This is a genomic window from Alteromonas sp. 4NS20-0143 (assembly GCF_057542855.1).
The window spans coordinates 67,589-83,153 of sequence record NZ_BAAJLR010000001.1 but is presented as its reverse complement, the minus strand read 5'-3'; the positions used below and the strand labels follow the sequence as shown (position 1 = coordinate 83,153).

At 44.9% G+C, this 15,565-nt stretch carries 13 protein-coding genes and 1 tRNA gene; 8 read left to right on the top strand and 6 right to left on the bottom strand.

Going from position 1 to position 15,565, the window contains the following annotated elements:
- Positions 1-2 precede the first annotated feature (2 nt).
- Positions 3-1,274, bottom strand: coding sequence for an efflux RND transporter periplasmic adaptor subunit (locus AC27HD_RS00365; protein ID WP_032096679.1), 1,272 nt, complete (start codon positions 1,272-1,274; stop codon positions 3-5).
- A gap of 438 nt (positions 1,275-1,712) precedes the next feature.
- On the opposite strand from AC27HD_RS00365, the gene AC27HD_RS00360 reads away from it, so the two are divergent.
- Positions 1,713-2,165 (top strand): YciI family protein, encoded by a 453-nt coding sequence (locus AC27HD_RS00360; protein WP_032096680.1) that lies wholly within the window; start codon positions 1,713-1,715, stop codon positions 2,163-2,165.
- 500 nt (positions 2,166-2,665) lie between these two features.
- On the opposite strand, the gene AC27HD_RS00355 is transcribed toward AC27HD_RS00360, so the two are convergent.
- The 3 genes from AC27HD_RS00355 to dcd all read right to left on the bottom strand — a co-directional run bounded on the left by AC27HD_RS00355 (position 2,666) and on the right by dcd (position 5,018).
- Positions 2,666-2,742 (bottom strand) — tRNA-Pro (locus tag AC27HD_RS00355).
- Between the two features lie 104 nt (positions 2,743-2,846).
- Positions 2,847-4,310: an SLC13 family permease gene (locus AC27HD_RS00350; RefSeq protein ID WP_487103072.1), complete on the bottom strand. Its 1,464-nt coding sequence runs from the start codon at positions 4,308-4,310 to the stop codon at positions 2,847-2,849.
- Positions 4,311-4,424: 114 nt separating this feature from the next.
- On the bottom strand, positions 4,425-5,018 hold the full coding sequence (gene dcd / locus AC27HD_RS00345; RefSeq protein ID WP_487103070.1) for a dCTP deaminase: 594 nt from the start codon (positions 5,016-5,018) through the stop codon (positions 4,425-4,427).
- A gap of 179 nt (positions 5,019-5,197) precedes the next feature.
- Between dcd and AC27HD_RS00340 the strand changes: the two genes are divergently transcribed.
- A complete protein-coding gene (locus AC27HD_RS00340) occupies positions 5,198-6,046 on the top strand; it encodes an EamA family transporter (RefSeq protein ID WP_032096695.1) in 849 nt (282 codons plus the stop codon).
- Positions 6,047-6,101: 55 nt separating this feature from the next.
- Here AC27HD_RS00340 and apbC read toward each other — a convergent pair whose 3' ends face one another.
- Positions 6,102-7,217 carry an iron-sulfur cluster carrier protein ApbC gene (apbC, locus tag AC27HD_RS00335; protein ID WP_487103068.1) on the bottom strand — a complete coding sequence of 372 codons (1,116 nt, stop codon included), beginning with the start codon at positions 7,215-7,217 and terminating at the stop codon, positions 6,102-6,104.
- A gap of 108 nt (positions 7,218-7,325) precedes the next feature.
- Here apbC and metG point away from each other — a divergent pair, with 108 nt between their 5' ends.
- Positions 7,326-9,353 carry a methionine--tRNA ligase gene (gene metG, locus AC27HD_RS00330; RefSeq protein WP_487103066.1) on the top strand — a complete coding sequence of 676 codons (2,028 nt, stop codon included), beginning with the start codon at positions 7,326-7,328 and terminating at the stop codon, positions 9,351-9,353.
- 70 nt (positions 9,354-9,423) lie between these two features.
- Here the strand turns inward: metG and AC27HD_RS00325 are convergent, their stop codons facing one another.
- Positions 9,424-10,254 carry a class I SAM-dependent methyltransferase gene (locus AC27HD_RS00325; RefSeq protein ID WP_487103064.1) on the bottom strand — a complete coding sequence of 277 codons (831 nt, stop codon included), beginning with the start codon at positions 10,252-10,254 and terminating at the stop codon, positions 9,424-9,426.
- 85 nt (positions 10,255-10,339) lie between these two features.
- On the opposite strand from AC27HD_RS00325, the gene gloB reads away from it, so the two are divergent.
- The 5 genes from gloB (at position 10,340) to bamJ (ending at position 15,342) form a co-directional block, all read left to right on the top strand.
- Positions 10,340-11,131: a hydroxyacylglutathione hydrolase gene (gene gloB, locus AC27HD_RS00320; RefSeq protein WP_487103062.1), complete on the top strand. Its 792-nt coding sequence runs from the start codon at positions 10,340-10,342 to the stop codon at positions 11,129-11,131.
- A 65-nt stretch (positions 11,132-11,196) separates the two neighbouring features.
- On the top strand, positions 11,197-12,861 hold the full coding sequence (locus AC27HD_RS00315; protein WP_487103060.1) for a lytic transglycosylase: 1,665 nt from the start codon (positions 11,197-11,199) through the stop codon (positions 12,859-12,861).
- A gap of 4 nt (positions 12,862-12,865) precedes the next feature.
- Positions 12,866-13,915: an ion transporter gene (locus AC27HD_RS00310; RefSeq protein WP_487103058.1), complete on the top strand. Its 1,050-nt coding sequence runs from the start codon at positions 12,866-12,868 to the stop codon at positions 13,913-13,915.
- A gap of 79 nt (positions 13,916-13,994) precedes the next feature.
- On the top strand, positions 13,995-14,726 hold the full coding sequence (locus AC27HD_RS00305; RefSeq protein WP_487103056.1) for a hypothetical protein: 732 nt from the start codon (positions 13,995-13,997) through the stop codon (positions 14,724-14,726).
- 145 nt (positions 14,727-14,871) lie between these two features.
- Entirely contained in the window at positions 14,872-15,342 is a 471-nt protein-coding gene (bamJ, locus tag AC27HD_RS00300; RefSeq protein ID WP_032096702.1) for a BamJ family beta-barrel-assembly machinery protein, read from the top strand.
- The last annotated feature ends 223 nt before the right edge of the window (positions 15,343-15,565 follow it).

Sequence of the window (15,565 nt, the reverse complement as noted above, 5' to 3'; positions counted from 1 at the left end):
AATTATTGTGCCTTCCCTGTCGACTGTGCATTCTGGTCATCAGCGCTCTTGTTGGCTTTTTGTGTAGCTTTTTGATTAGCTTGTTGCTTAGTTTTTTGATTAGCTTCTCGGTCACTTTCCTGATTCATTTTTTGCGGCTTAACCTTTTGCCCGTCGGCTAATGTCATGGTGCCCTCAACAATTAACCGCTCTCCTTGCTTCAAGCCTTCTTGAATAACCCATTTGTTTTCAAACGCCGTGCCCGTGGTAACCTCTCGTTCGCGCGCTTTGTTGTCGGCGTCTATCACCCACACATGCTTTTTACCGTTCGCCCCAATTTTTACGCTTTTTTGAGGAACAATAATAACCGGGTCTGCAGTGCTGTCATTAATTGCACCGCGCACAAATAATCCAGGTAAAAGAGCAGTTTCAGGGTTAGCAAACTCGGTGCGAACCTGAATGGTACCTGTTTGATTATCAACCGCAAAATCTGTGGCTATTATTTTGCCAACCTGAGGATACCGCTCTCCTGAGTTTAAAAACAAGCTTACCGATTGGCTCTGCGAAGTATCACCTTGCGAGCCTATCAACTGTCTATCGCTAGCAGAGACAGAGAAATCAACATAAACAGGGTCTAGTTGACGAATGGTGACAAGGGTTTGTTCTTGCTGCTGCGACACCAGCGCGCCCTTGGTTACACTTGAAGGCCCTATGTAGCCGGTGATTGGTGCGTAAACCTTGGTATAAGCGAGGTTTATTTTTGCGCGCTTAAGCTGGGCTTCACTCTGCATTACCGCGGCTTCTGCTTGCATTAACTCTGTTTGCGCATCTTCAAAAACTTGCTGGCTTAACACGTCAGATTCGGCCAAGCTGTCGTAACGCTCAACAACGGACTGGGCATTATTCACTCTCGCTTGGGCGTTATTAAGGTCTGCTTGTGCAGAATCCACCTCGGCTTGATAGCGATTAGGTTCAATTTGGTAAAGCTGGTCGCCCTCTTTAACTAACGCCCCCTCGGTAAACAGACGAGACTGAATAATGCCGCTTATCTGAGGCCTTACTTGAGCGACTTGGTATGGTACCACTCTGCCTGGAATTTTCGCTAGGGTAGGAATTTGCTGCAAAGTGAGATCTACATACCCCACCGGCGTTGCAGGTTGTTTTTGCTTAGCACTTGCATCACTTTGTTTCGATGAAGCAGAGTCTTGAGCTTGTGATGAGGCAGTGTCTTTATCGCTACAACCAAACGTTGCTAGAGCGGCAAACATCAACGCGATACTTACTTTTTTAATCATAATCCCTGCTCATAATTTCCATGGTGTGGAGTCAATATGGAATAAAGAAAGCGGCATATTCCATCGGGTTTTTATTTGCGCCGGCATTATGCTGGCGTATGTGTGGAAACTATTTAGAAAGTAAAATAGATACCAATGCAGAGTATTTGAAATGCGATTACAAATACGTCAGACCATTGTGACTACGGGAAAATGAAGCGTAAAAGATCACCTCTCAACATATTCGACGACTTACTTTAGTTCTGTCTAGATGCAACTATTGCTAAGGCAATCAGCTTGTCGCTCCTAATAAAAAGTGCAAACCAATGATCCTTTGAAGTTTTTATTTTTAACTGTCATTTCATCTCGAATTTTTATTTTTGCATTGTAATATGTAGTGTTAAAGCATTCCTCAGCTAGACACGCTAGTTTAGGCAAGAGAACAATTAAAGGACCATAATGAAAATGATTAAGAAAATGAACTACTTATTGCTACTCGGTTTACTCTTTAGTGCTCACAGTTTTGCTGAATACGACGAAGAGCTAGCGAAGTCGGTGGGTGCTGATGATTATGGCATGAAACCTTATGTGATGGTCATATTGGTGACTGGAGACAAAGTCGTCGAAGATAAGACTAAAAGAAACGAAGCCTTTGCTGGTCACTTTGCCAATATGAGTCAGCTTGCGGAAGAGAAAAAATTGGTTGTGGCTGGCCCTTTAGGAGATGCTGAGCCGAAGCGTGGTGTCTTTATTTTCAATACCGATAACTTAGAAACAGCGGAATCTTGGGTAAAAACTGATCCAGCAGTTGAGGCTGGTTTACTATCTTATGAATTATATAAAATGTATAGCTCAGCGGCTTTAATGCTAGTGAATGAGCAACACAAGCAACTCCAGAAAAAGCCCATATAAGGTAGAAAAGTAGCTTATAAAGTAAGAGAAAAACTAACGCTATACGCTACATTTTGTAGCAGCTGTCTTGTTGACTAGATTGATTTATTTAAGTGTCAGATTGTAGAAGTTTTCTATGGCGTGTTAATTTTGAATTCTTCTGTAAATCGCTGAGACATCCTTTCTCCTTAGTAAACATAATTATAAAGCAATTAAGTGCCTAGAGAAGTATGGTCAATTCAAACTGATGAATGAACGTGATTTGCAAGACACGCGCCTGAGTCTATTTTGTCATAGTTATGTCCTGTTTGGTAAACCTCAGGATTAACTAGTTGCGAGTGGGGAGAATTTTCAAGGTTGATACCAGAGCACCAAGCTAGAGACGGACAATTAATAATGATTAAACAGATGGGAAAACTAAACTTGTCTGCTCTGTATTGTGACAATTATGGAATAGTTTTGGGACGCTTGTTTCACGCGCAATCAATGGGTGGGGTAAGCCATTGAAAAATAGAAGAGATTGGTCGGTGTGAGAGGATTTGAACCTCCGACCCCTGACACCCCATGACAGTGCGCTACCAAGCTGCGCCACACACCGACCGAAAGAGCGTGTAAGTCTACTCAAAATAATCAACAATGCAACGACAATTAGCAATTAAGGTACTCAAGCGCTTAATTGCTAACCACTTCTTTGAAAACCGACTATGCCAACGTAACGAAACACACTCCTGTAACCACTAACGCCACAATAACGTTGAGCACAATGCCTTCTCGGGCCATGGTTTTTATATCAAACTTTTCTGTTGAGTAAGCAATGGCATTTGGCGCTGTCGCAACTGGCAACATAAACGCGCAACTTGCGCTAATCGCAGCGGGGATCATAAGTAGCTTGGGGTCTACGCTTACCGCTACACCGGCGGCTGCTAATATAGGCATTAACAAGGTTGCCGTTGCCGTATTAGAGGTGATTTCCGTTAAGAAAGTAACAAACAAGCAAATACCTAGCACTAGCAAAATTATCGGTAACGTTGAAAGGCCTGTTAACCAGGTGCCCATTAAAATGCTAAGCCCAGATGCAGTAAACGCTTTGGCAATACAAATACCACCTGCAAAAAGCAGTAACATTCCCCAAGGAATATCGTTTGCTGTTTTCCAGTTTAATAACTTATCGCGATTGCCTTTGGCATCAACCTGCCCGCTATCGTTACCACTATTGGTCAAAAACATGGCCGCAACACCCGCTACGGCAATAGTGCTGTCGCTGATGGTGGTAACTCCTAGCCATGCAGTCCAAAAAGGGCGAAAAATCCATGCCATAGCAACCGTGCCAAAAATAGCTAAAACTCGCTTTTCTGCATGAGACCATTCACCGGGCATAGGAAGGTTTATTTTACCCACAACGCTAATACCGCGGGCAAGCCACAATGCCATTATAGGTACCGCAACAATGACAATAGGAATGCCTGTTTTCATCCAATCGATGAAGCTGTATTCCATGCCTTGAGTTTCTTCGTAAACACTCATAAAGATAATATTGGGCGGCGTGCCTATTGGTGTGCCTACCCCGCCAACGCTCGCAGAATAGGCAATACCTAAAATAAGCGCCACGCCAAAACGAGGGTTATCCACCGCGTTAATAATGGCAATCGCCATGGGCAACATCATTAAAATGGTAGCGGTGTTGCTTATCCACATGCTCAGCACTGCGGTGGTTATCATAAAGCCTAAAATCAGCTTCATAGGGCTACCACTGCCAGTTAAGCGCAGCATATAAATAGCAAAGCGCTTGTGAAGGTTGGCACGTTCTAATGCTTTTGAAAGCATGAACGCCGCCATTAGCAAAATAATGACATGGCTACCAAGTGATGATGCCGCCTCGCTGTGAGACAGCACACCAAACAATGGGAATAGTGCGAAGGGCAGTAATGAGGTTGCTGGAATTGGCAGTGCTTCAGTTACCCATAAAATGGCGACAAATAGAGTAATGGCAGCGGTAAAGACAATATCTTTAGGCTGCCCAACAAACCACAACGCTAAACCACTGACACTGGCAATAACAAACGCCAGTAAAATAATGAGGTTTTTGGGCGTGGGCTTTTTGTTATTGGATAGTTTTTTATGAGTTTCTTGCTTTTTAGTAATTTCGCTTTGAGGCGTGGTATTCATTGCGCTTCCCATTTACCTGTCGCATTTATAATTGCTTTTATTCGCTATTATAATTTCTACCAGTAAATGACGGGAAACGCACTACCCTTTACCACTTTAATCGTGGTTTTCGAGTTACTTATGTTGGTCGTCTGAAGTTATGCGACTTGCAATAGCGCCATCTTGCCCTTTGTATTTGGCATCCACTCTAGCGTTGTAAGGCTTTTCAGCTGGGCTAGATAATACTTCAAAACTTATCGCCCCAATTTTCATTCCTGGACGAAGTGCTAAAGGCAGTTTTCCGCTGTTGTAAAACTCAAGTACGATATTGCCAGACCAACCGGGGTCAATTCTGTGCGCTGTTACATGCACCATAAGCCCTAATCTAGCCAGTGAAGAACGACCGTCTAACCAGCCCACAATGTTATCTGGCAAGGTCACCGACTCAAGCGTAACAGCAAGCGCTAATTCTTTGGGATGGAGGAAAAATGCCTTGCCATCTTCCAGCTCAATCTCGTCACTCATCACGTGATCGAGTGCTTCTTGAACCTCAACTTTTGGGCCGCTTAAATCAATGTATGGCGCTTGATGCTCTTCAAACACTCTAAACTTATTCCCTAAACGAATATCTACCGTTACGCCGCTAATTTGGTCGTAGTTGGGCGTGGGATCTATTTTAATGTTCCCGTCTTGCAGATATTGATTTATGTCGCGGTCGCACAAACGCATGCTGTATTCCTCATTTCATTTGCCGGCTATTATGCGTATGTCGCGCGGTCCAATCAACTGCTAGAGAGCTTGTTTTGTACAGTTTTCTCAATCTCAACTTTTTAAATTTTAAATAAATAAGCATGTTGCCATCTTTATCGTATTGGCTATCATTGCTTTTTCACTCTCCGACACCCTTTATGTCTGTCACTAGTCGACACTATTTTATCGCCGTAATCTGTGTGCTTGTCGCCATGATCACCATTCAATCTGGCGCCTCTTTGGCAAAACAATTGTTTCAGCAAGTAGGCGTGCTAGGCACAATAACTTACAGAGTTGGCTTTGCTGCTCTTATACTGTGTTTCGTTTTTAAGCCATGGCGCAATAGGCCTGAACAGCTTAAATCCATTGTTATTTATGGCTTGTGTCTAGGTGGAATGAACACCGCTTTTTATTTTGCCATTGAGCGTATTCCTATTGGCATAGCCGTGGCGTTAGAATTTGTTGGTCCCTTATTGGTTGCTATTCTGTCATCTAAAAAAAGAGTGGATTTTTTGTGGGCGGCACTGGCGATAGTCGGTCTCATCTTATTACTCCCCGACCTCAGGGCAACTCACGGGCTTGATCCACTGGGCTTTGTTTTGGCACTTGGCGCAGGAGCCTGCTGGGCAGGTTATATTTTATTTGGCAAAAGAACTGGGGAGAATGGCTCTTCGGGTGCAATCGTGGCGCTAGGCATGCTTGTTGCCGCCGTTGCAATAGTACCGTTTGGTATTGCAATTCACTTTGATGAATTAGTTAATGTTGCGCTTATTCCTGCTGGAATAGGTATTGCTTTGTTATCCAGCGCCTTACCCTACAGCCTAGAGATGATTGCCCTCAGAAAAATGCCGTATCAAAGCTTCAGTATTTTAATGAGTGTTGAGCCTGCCATTGCCGCACTAGCCGGCTTTATGATACTAGGCGAGCTATTAACCCTGTGGCACTGGATGGCTATCGCTTTGGTAATAAGCGCGTCGGTTGGCACTGCGGTAACCCACAACAGGTAATGCGAGCAAATAAAACCCACAAAGAGGAACCACTTAGCTTAAATAATGAGCTTGTTTAATTACCTACTATGCCTATTTGATCGCCCTTTATGTGTCTATTGCCCTCTTCTCGTGGTGAAAGCGTAAGGGCTAATTGCATTGATAGCGCCCGTGCGGCCTCTTGATAGCTTGCTGATATTGGGCTGTCTGGCGAACTTATGAGCAAGGGCGTTCCGGCGTCGCCGTGTTCACGTATGTGAATGTCCAGTGGTAATTGTCCGAGTAAAGGCAAGCCGTGGCGTTCGGCTAACGCTTCACCCCCGTCTTTTGAAAATACGTAGTCTTTGGTTCCACATGCTCGGCATTGGTAGTAGCTCATGTTTTCAATTAGACCAAGTACCGGCACGTCGACTTTTTCGAACATGCTAATACCTTTTTGTGCATCGGCTAATGCGAGGTCTTGGGGTGTGGTAACAATAACGGCGGCAGTGAGCGGCACCTGCTGCGCCATGGTTAACTGAATATCTCCCGTGCCTGGCGGCATATCAACAATGAGGTAATCAAGCACTGGCCACAGTGTTTCGTTTAACAATTGTGTAAGCGCTCGACTTGCCATGGGGCCTCGCCATACAGCCGCATCGTCTTGTGGTACCAAGTACCCAATAGAGTTTGCCACCAATCCGTGTGCCATTAACGGCTGCATGTGTTTATTGTCTTCGCTTTCTGGATGCGCAGAGGTATTACCAAGCATAATAGGGATAGACGGCCCGTATATATCGGCATCTAAAATGCCAACTTTGGCGCCTTCTTTCATCAAGGCAAAGGCAAGGTTAATACTGGTGGTAGACTTCCCTACTCCACCTTTACCGCTGGCAACAGCAATAATATTTTTAATGTTAGTGATTGGCGGCAACGCCGTTTGCTGGCTTGTTATCTCGGTTGAAAAAGACAGCTGCGACTCAGCTAATGCATGCTTTGAATCTGCTTTTAATTTAGCAAGCACCAAATCGCTTAGCACAGGTAACTGGCTATCGATACAAAATGGCAATGTGACATGCACGCCCTCGGCGTTGTCATCGGCAGACGTCGCTTTACACCAAGAAGCCGTTTCGGCTACATCCATACTGAAATAGCTGGCTAAAATAGCAGCAACCTTTTGGGTTACCGGTTCGGCTTTGCGAGAAAAGAACATAAATTGCCCTACAACCTAAAGATTTGTTTGAATTACGTAATGCAAAAAACGCGGTTTTCCGCTAGTATTTGCAGCCATTTTGAAACGCAAAGAATCAATAACGTCATTATGTCAGAAAAACGCCGAATTCTGGTAACCAGTGCGTTGCCATACGCAAATGGCTCTATTCATTTAGGGCACTTGCTTGAACATATTCAAACAGACATCTGGACCCGTTTTCAGCGTCTTCGCGGAAACGAATGTTACAGTGTTTGTGCCGATGATGCACATGGCACACCGGTTATGCTTAAAGCGCAAGAGCTTGGTATTACGCCAGAAGAAATGGTTGCCCGCACCCGCGCAGAACATCACCAAGACCTCATTGATTTCCATGTGGATTACGACAACTACTATGTAACCCATTCACCGGAAAACAAGGCATTTTGTGAAGAGATTTATTCTCGCCTTGATAACGCAGGTTACATTAGCAAACGCGTGATCAATCAGCTTTTCGACCCTGAAAAAGAAATGTTTCTTCCAGATCGCTTTGTAAAGGGCACGTGTCCAAGTTGCGGCGCAGAAGATCAAAACGGCGATAGCTGTGATGTTTGCGGTGCTACCTATAGCCCAACAGAAGTTAAAAACCCGCGCAGCGTGGTATCTGGCGCTACGCCAGTACTAAGAGAATCTGAGCATTTCTTCTTCGACTTACCCAAATTCGAAGATATGCTAAAAACGTGGATACGCTCTGGTGCGCTGCAAGAAGAAATGGCAAACAAGCTGCAAGAATGGTTTACAGAAGGCCTTCAGCAGTGGGATATCAGCCGCGACGCTCCATACTTTGGGTTTGAAATTCCTGGCGCGCCAAACAAGTTTTTCTACGTGTGGGTAGACGCACCCGTTGGCTACATGGCCAGCTTTAAAAACTTCTGCGACCAAAATAGCCTAGAATTCGATGATTTCTGGAAGGCCGATTCTACCGCCGAGCTATATCACTTTATCGGAAAAGACATTACGTATTTCCACTGCCTGTTTTGGCCGGCCATGCTAGAAGGCGCAGGATACCGCAAGCCTACTGGGGTTAACATCCACGGGTTTGTTACGGTAAATGGCGCGAAGATGTCTAAGTCTCGCGGTACCTTTATTAAAGGCCGTACTTATCTCGACCATTTGAACCCAGAATATTTACGTTATTACTTTGCGTCTAAGCTAAGCGATGGGGTCACTGATATCGACCTTAATTTCACCGACTTTGCGCAGAAAGTAAATTCTGACCTTGTAGGTAAGGTTGTCAACATTGCAAGCCGCTGCGCTAGCTTTATTACTAAGCGCTTCGATGGCAAGTTGTCAGACAACGTCATTGAGCCAGAACTTATTGCTGAATTTCAAAATGCCGCAGATGGTATTGCCGAGCTATTTGAAAAGCGTCGCTACCACCAAGCAATACGCGAGATAATGGCCCTAGCAGACAAAGCGAATCAGTTTATTGATAATAATGCGCCTTGGGTAACGATAAAAGACGAATCTAAGCAGCAATTTACCCACGACGTATGCTCGTTGGGCATCAATATGTTCCGTCTATTAACGATTTACTTAAAGCCGGTGCTGCCTATTTTAGCGGAAAAAGCGGAGAGCTTTTTGAATGACGAATTCAATTGGGCTTCGCTACAAACAGTACTTACAGGCCACGCTATCAACAAGTTTAAACCTATGATGCAGCGTGTAGATATGGAGAAAATTGACGCCATGATTGACGACTCTAAAGAGAGCCTAGCGCCACAACAGCCAGCTATTGCACCAGATAGCCCGCTAGCGCAAGACCCTATCAGCGACACTATCTCGTTTGAAGATTTTGCAAAAATCGATCTTCGTATTGCCCGTATTGCCAATGCCGAGCACGTGGAAAAAGCAGATAAACTTCTGCGTTTAGAGCTAGATTTAGGCGGCGAAACTAAGCAAGTGTTTGCTGGCATTAAGTCAGCCTATGCTCCAGAAGCGTTAATTGGTAAGCACACTGTGATGGTGGCGAATTTGGCACCTCGCAAAATGCGCTTCGGTTTAAGTGAAGGAATGGTACTTGCCGCAGGACCTGGTGGCGACGACCTTTACATTCTAGAGCCTCATGAAGGTGCTAAACCTGGAATGCGCGTTAAGTAACCACAACGTGTTGCTGTAGTCTCGCAACCACACAAGATAAAGCCACGGTTAGATAACTACAAAGTAGTTGCTACACGTGGCTTTTTTGTTTCTGTGATGTGGTACGCGCACTAGCCCCCACGGCAGAAAACTGAGGTTTCAATGCCCGTTTTGGCCTAATGGCCGTCATGGGGAATACGCGTTTCTTAGCCAAAATGACATACACCGCACTACACCAGGGAAAATACGACGATAAATAGTGCTGAAGCTTGGCCGCTCCCTCCCAACGCTGCTGAAAAAATAACGTGGAAAAAAGAATTTGCCGCTGCTCTATTACTTCAAACCCTAGAAGGTGAAGCCAGTCTTTCATTCTGTAGGTGGTAAAAAATCGGGCATCGTGCAAAATATTATCGCGTTTTACGGGCAAGTATTTGGCGACCCCAGCTAAGCTAAGCGGGTTAAAGCCGCTGATAATAACGTGCCCGTCTTGGGTGATCACCCGGTCTACTTCACGCAAAATTTCGTGAGGATCTTGGGCAAAATCGAGCTCGTTAGCCAACAATAGCCCATCAATACTGTTTTCTGAAAACGGCAGTTTGTGCGCTTGGCCAATAATGAAGTTTTCGTTTGCAGAGTGTGTTCTTTCCTCAGCCGCACCATTTGCGACAGCGTTAAACATGTCGTCTTTAGCCCGTTCGCTACAGGTAAAGTCGGGGGTATGATTAATGCGATGATGAATTGGACTATCGTTTAGCTGAATTTGTGCGCTTAAGTTGCCTAGTTTTACAAAGTGATAGCCAAAGATACGCTCTGCATATTCATTGCAAACCTGCTCCACCGCCAACTTAATATTTTCTCCTGCGGGAAACTCATCCCAGCTACCGGGATAGCGCGGTGGCTTTGACCTAAACGCCGTTTTCATTATCACTTCACACGCTCATCGGTTGCTCTGTAAACCACATGCCCCTATAGTAACGCATAATTGAAGCTAAACAAGCAGGTGTATTATGCGCATCGACACATTGCCTTCGGGCATAACAGTCCATCCAATTCCCGCCTTTACTGACAACTATATATGGTGTATCCACAACGGTAAAAATGCGGTTGTTGTAGACCCCGGCGATGCTGAGCCAGTGTTAAAATACATGGCCAAACACGCATTGAACTTAGCTGCCGTTCTTATTACCCATCACCATCGCGACCACACAGGTGGCATTGCCAAATTGGTCTCGGCTATTGCAGATTTACCCGTTATTGGCCCAAGAGGCGGGCATATAAGAGGGCTAACTAAAACCGTGGCGCAAGGCGATACGGTAGCCCTGCCGGTTGTAGATATGTCGTTTCAAGTGATGGAAGTACCGGGGCATACCCTCGACCACATCGCGTTTTTCGGTCACGGTGCACTGTTTTGCGGCGATACTCTATTTTCAGCCGGGTGTGGCCGATTATTTGAAGGCACACCAGAGCAAATGCTGCATTCACTCAATAAGCTCAAGCGCCTGCCTGATGACACTGCGGTATATTGTACTCACGAATATACGCAGGCGAATGTAAACTTTGCCCTCGCGGTAGAGCCTAACAACAGCGAATTGCAAGACTACGATGCTTGGGTAAAAACGAAGCGTTCTCACGACGAGCCGACCTTGCCCAGTACTCTAGACGAACAAAAACAGATAAACCCTTTCTTGCGCTCACATGAGCCTGTGGTAAAAGACGCTGCACAGCGTTTTGCTGATGCTGAGCTGACGGATGATGCCGCTGTTTTCGCCGCAGTTCGACATTGGAAAGATGAGTTTTAGTGAATATATTTGCCATTTAGCGTAGTATTACGCCCTTGCAGTACACAAAGAGGTTTCTTCAAAATATGCAGTCGAAGTTGTTCCCACTTGCGTCCGTTCTATTGGCGTTAGGGCTTTCAGGATGTCAGTTAACCGAAAATGAAAGTGAAAATGTAGCCGTAGAGCAAAACGAGAAAGCAGCACTTGAAGCATGTGCTGAAACCTATTTAGGTGAAGAAGACATTGCCGATTGCGAGGTAGCAAGAGACGGCGTTATTGATGTTATCCACCCAAAAGATGATGTATTAGAAGAAACAGCGGAAATTACGGCCCCTGAAGACGTAGAAGTGGCTGCGGTAATTACCGACGTATGGCAGCGAGCCAGCAATACATTTTCACTGAATATACCGGATGACCGCCGCGTGACTGCGCAGCGAGATTGGTATTTAAAGCACCCAGAATACATGGCCCGCGTGGTAAAACGCGCAAAGCCGTTCTTGTTTTACATTGTTGAAGAAATTGAAAAGCGCAATATGCCAATGGAGTTAGTTTTACTCCCTATTGTAGAAAGCGCCTTCGATCCTTTTGCCTATTCCCATGGCCGCGCGGCAGGAATGTGGCAGTTTATTCCAAGTACGGGTAAACGCTTTGGCATGCCGCAAACGTGGTGGTATGACGGAAGACGCGATGTAGTGGCCTCTACTCAAGGTGCCCTTGACTACCTTACCTATCTAAACGACATGTTTGATGGCGACTGGCTGCATGCGCTAGCAGCGTACAACAGCGGCGAAGGGCGCGTTATGCGCTCAATTCGCGCGAACAAACGGGCGGGCAAACCCACCGACTTTTGGCATTTAGGTTTGCCAAAAGAAACCCGTGCTTACGTTCCTAAGCTTTTAGCCCTTGCGGATATTTTAAAAAATAAAACGGCCTTTGACTACGCATGGCCAGAAGTTGAAAATGTAGCGGTTATTGAAGTGGTGGATATCGGCTCTCAGGTAGACCTTGCGTTTGCCGCAGAACTTGCTGATATGTCATTGAAGGAGCTGCACGGCCTCAACCCAGGATTTAACCGCTGGGCTACGTCACCAGATGGGCCTCACCGCCTTGTGTTGCCGGTAGAAAAAGCAGCGTCATTTTCACAAGCATTGGCTCAAATAGACAGAAAAGAGCGCCTAAATTGGGTGCGTCATACGGTTAAAAGCGGAGACAGCCTAGGGAAAATTGCCAATCAGTACCATACTACGATAAAGGTCATTCAGCAGGTTAACGAACTGGATTCGTCAATGATACGCATTGGCCAAGCTATTATGGTACCTGTTGCACTTAAAGCGTTAGATGACTATGCCCTTTCTCAAGAGCAGCGATTAGCGAGTATTCAAAGTAGCAATAAATCGAAGCAAAAGGTTCGCCATACCGTAAAGTCTGGTGATACGCTGTGGGACATTGCTCGAAAATACAAAGTATCGACAAGACAGCTTGCAAAGTGGAACGGTATGGCACCTGGCGACATGTTGCGCCCCGGTAAAACCTTGGTGGTGTGGCTAGAGGGTAAAAGCGACGCTGGTGTAACCAAAAAGGTGACTTACACAGTGCGTAACGGCGACTCACTCTCTCGAATTGCCAGTAAGTTCAATGTTAAAGTAAGCGATATTAGCAAATGGAATAGCCTTAATGCTAAGCGCTATTTGCAACCTGGACAAAAACTAAAGCTTTATGTTGACGTAACCAGGCTAACATCTACAGGATAGAGACATGTTAAAAATTAACCGAGAAAACCTGCGAAACAGTCATGAAACGCCTTGGTTAATTTTAGACTTGGTCATGCTGGGTTTATTGTTTATAAATTTAGCATGGCTCATATTTGATGCACTGTACGCAACTAATTTTGTGTATCAGCAGCTTGGCGTGCACTTCCCCGCCGTTATTGATGCCTACGACCCCATACACAACAACTTTTTACTTGTCGACTTAGTATTCATAGGCATATTTTTTACTGAATTTTGTTTCCGCTGGGCGGTAGCAATAGTAAGAAAAGAACACCTACGCTGGTACTTCTTCCCATTTTTACATTGGTACGATCTTGTTGGGCTTATCCCAACCGGCGGCACGCGTCTGTTTCGCTTTCTCCGCATATTGTCTATTTTGCACCGCCTGCACAAATACGAGATTATCGACTTAAATCAAACCGCAATCTTTCGATTCTTTACCTTCTACTACGATGTTTTTGTGGAAGAGTTAAGCGACAGAATAGTAGTAAAAGTGCTAAGCGATGCACAAAAAGATATCTCGGCGGGTTCTCCGCTGCTTGATGATATTACTAACCAAGTGCTTGCACCACGACGCCCTGTTATCACTCAGTGGATGGCCGGCATTATCAATCACCTAGGGCAATCTATCAGTAACGATGAACACGGTGACGTAATAAGGGAGCACGTTCGAAAGAGTGTTGGTAAGGCCGTGCGAGGCAACGCGCAAGTATCGTCTCTTAATTACTTGCCCATTATAGGTAAAACCATTGAAAATACACTGGAGCAGTCGGTTACTGACATTGTTACCTCATCCCTCGTTAATTTGTTAAGCGACCTAGACTCTGATCGCATTGACCACTTTATTTCTGTGGGCATGCACGACTACACCCCCACGGCTGATGCTCTCGATGAAGAAGTATTGAATGTAGTAAACGAATGCCTAGAACTTGTTAAAGCCCACGTATCGCAACAGCGCTGGAAATCCCATTTGATGGAAAAAGAATCGACCGTGCCCTCCCCAGGCCCAGCTTCAAATGAAAATGACTCTTTGTAAATAGAGAACCTGTAAATAAATACGTTGTAAATAATAAAGACACCTTGAAGAAGTTTTCCAAGGATACGGATATATCAACATGCTCGACAACACACCAGACTATGCTCTTTATACTGTGGAAGAACTTGAAGACGTTGTTGCCAATGTCGATAAAGCCCGCTTTCCTGAGCGCTACAAAGCGGCGCAAGCTGCACTCTCTGAAAAACGGCTTTTACAGCCTAAGCAACACCAAGCTGTTGATGATGACAAAGTAAGTTCATCTCACACAAGAGTGAAATGGTCAGAACAACTGCTCATAACACGAGTAATGTTTATATCGTTCATTACCTTACTCCTTGCAGTTATCATCCCAATGTTTTCTGAGTTTATGGTGGCAAAAAGTTGGACAGAAAATACCGGTGCCTTTTTCTGGCTGATGTCTCTTACATTAATAACGCTATGGTTTTTATCCTTAGGGATGGACAAAACGCTTTCCCAACGTTTGACGAAAGACTGGCGGGGCAAACTCGCCATCTCAGTAATGCCACTCGTATTTTTAGCTTTCAGCTTAGTGTTTGTAGACCAATCCGTTCCCCTTAGTTTGCATAGTATTCTAAGCGAAGACAGTGTTAACCAAAGCATGGCATTTAAAAAGATAGACGGTAAAAAACGCTGCCGACACCGTATTGAAATTATTGAGACAAGGGAGTTTGAAGACACTTACCTTTGCTTATCTAAACAAGAGCTCGATAAGCTTCCTGAGAAGGGATACGTAACAATAATAGGAAGCCGCAGTCAGTTTGGATTACTTATAGATAGGTTTAGCAAATAGTTTATAAAACCTATCCTATAGGTCGATGTTACGGGCTTTTTTCACTTTATAAGAAATAACACGCGTAAACGATGACGAGTGTTACACTATTTAGCACCTCCTTTTGTAACGCCTATTTACAACAACAAATAAAAGAAGACTACTAATGAAGTTTATTATTTTAGCTATCGTAATTGGTTTAGCCATTTTCTTATTTACCCGCCACACATCGAACAAAAAAATCGCAACTGAAAACATCGAAGCCGGCAACGTGTTTCTAGCAGAAAATAAAGCCAATATTGCAGTAAAAGAGACATCTTCAGGCCTTCAGTACGAAATACTTCAAGAAGGGCAAGGTACACAGCACCCAACGGCATCATCAACAGTAAAAGTGCATTACCACGGCACGTTACTTGACGGCACTGTATTTGACAGCTCGGTGGCGCGTGGTGAGCCCATTAGTTTTCCACTAAACCGTGTTATTGCAGGCTGGACGGAAGGCGTTCAACTTATGGTTGAGGGAGATAAATATAAATTCTTTATTCCATCACACCTAGCCTATGGCGACAGCGCCGCTGGAAAAATAGCACCGGGCTCGACGCTGATATTTGAAGTGGAATTGCTCGAAGTAAAATAGCCCTACTCGGTAACAACAGAATGCTAAATGTATTGGGTCGGCATAAACGCTAAATCGGCCTCAAGTCGCTTGAGAACAAAGGGTAAGCTAGTAAAGCTTAGCTTAGCCTTGCTGAAGTGCCCCAAAATAGCCGAACTTTCCGGTTACTTGTGCGGCACCTCATGCTCAGTTAGCGCTGTTTCCTGCGTGGTATTAAAGGCGTCGCCATGTGGCTCACTCGCGA

What these genes read in the sequence shown, in the direction of transcription:
- AC27HD_RS00365 (WP_032096679.1), bottom strand. Translation starts at nt 1,274, where the DNA reads ATGATTAAAAAAGTAAGTATCGCGTTGATGTTTGCCGCTCTAGCAACG.
- AC27HD_RS00360 (WP_032096680.1), top strand. Translation starts at nt 1,713, where the DNA reads ATGAAAATGATTAAGAAAATGAACTACTTATTGCTACTCGGTTTACTC.
- AC27HD_RS00350 (WP_487103072.1), bottom strand. Translation starts at nt 4,310, where the DNA reads ATGAATACCACGCCTCAAAGCGAAATTACTAAAAAGCAAGAAACTCAT.
- dcd (WP_487103070.1), bottom strand. Translation starts at nt 5,018, where the DNA reads ATGCGTTTGTGCGACCGCGACATAAATCAATATCTGCAAGACGGGAAC.
- AC27HD_RS00340 (WP_032096695.1), top strand. Translation starts at nt 5,198, where the DNA reads ATGTCTGTCACTAGTCGACACTATTTTATCGCCGTAATCTGTGTGCTT.
- apbC (WP_487103068.1), bottom strand. Translation starts at nt 7,217, where the DNA reads ATGTTCTTTTCTCGCAAAGCCGAACCGGTAACCCAAAAGGTTGCTGCT.
- metG (WP_487103066.1), top strand. Translation starts at nt 7,326, where the DNA reads ATGTCAGAAAAACGCCGAATTCTGGTAACCAGTGCGTTGCCATACGCA.
- AC27HD_RS00325 (WP_487103064.1), bottom strand. Translation starts at nt 10,254, where the DNA reads ATGAAAACGGCGTTTAGGTCAAAGCCACCGCGCTATCCCGGTAGCTGG.
- gloB (WP_487103062.1), top strand. Translation starts at nt 10,340, where the DNA reads ATGCGCATCGACACATTGCCTTCGGGCATAACAGTCCATCCAATTCCC.
- AC27HD_RS00315 (WP_487103060.1), top strand. Translation starts at nt 11,197, where the DNA reads ATGCAGTCGAAGTTGTTCCCACTTGCGTCCGTTCTATTGGCGTTAGGG.
- AC27HD_RS00310 (WP_487103058.1), top strand. Translation starts at nt 12,866, where the DNA reads ATGTTAAAAATTAACCGAGAAAACCTGCGAAACAGTCATGAAACGCCT.
- AC27HD_RS00305 (WP_487103056.1), top strand. Translation starts at nt 13,995, where the DNA reads ATGCTCGACAACACACCAGACTATGCTCTTTATACTGTGGAAGAACTT.
- bamJ (WP_032096702.1), top strand. Translation starts at nt 14,872, where the DNA reads ATGAAGTTTATTATTTTAGCTATCGTAATTGGTTTAGCCATTTTCTTA.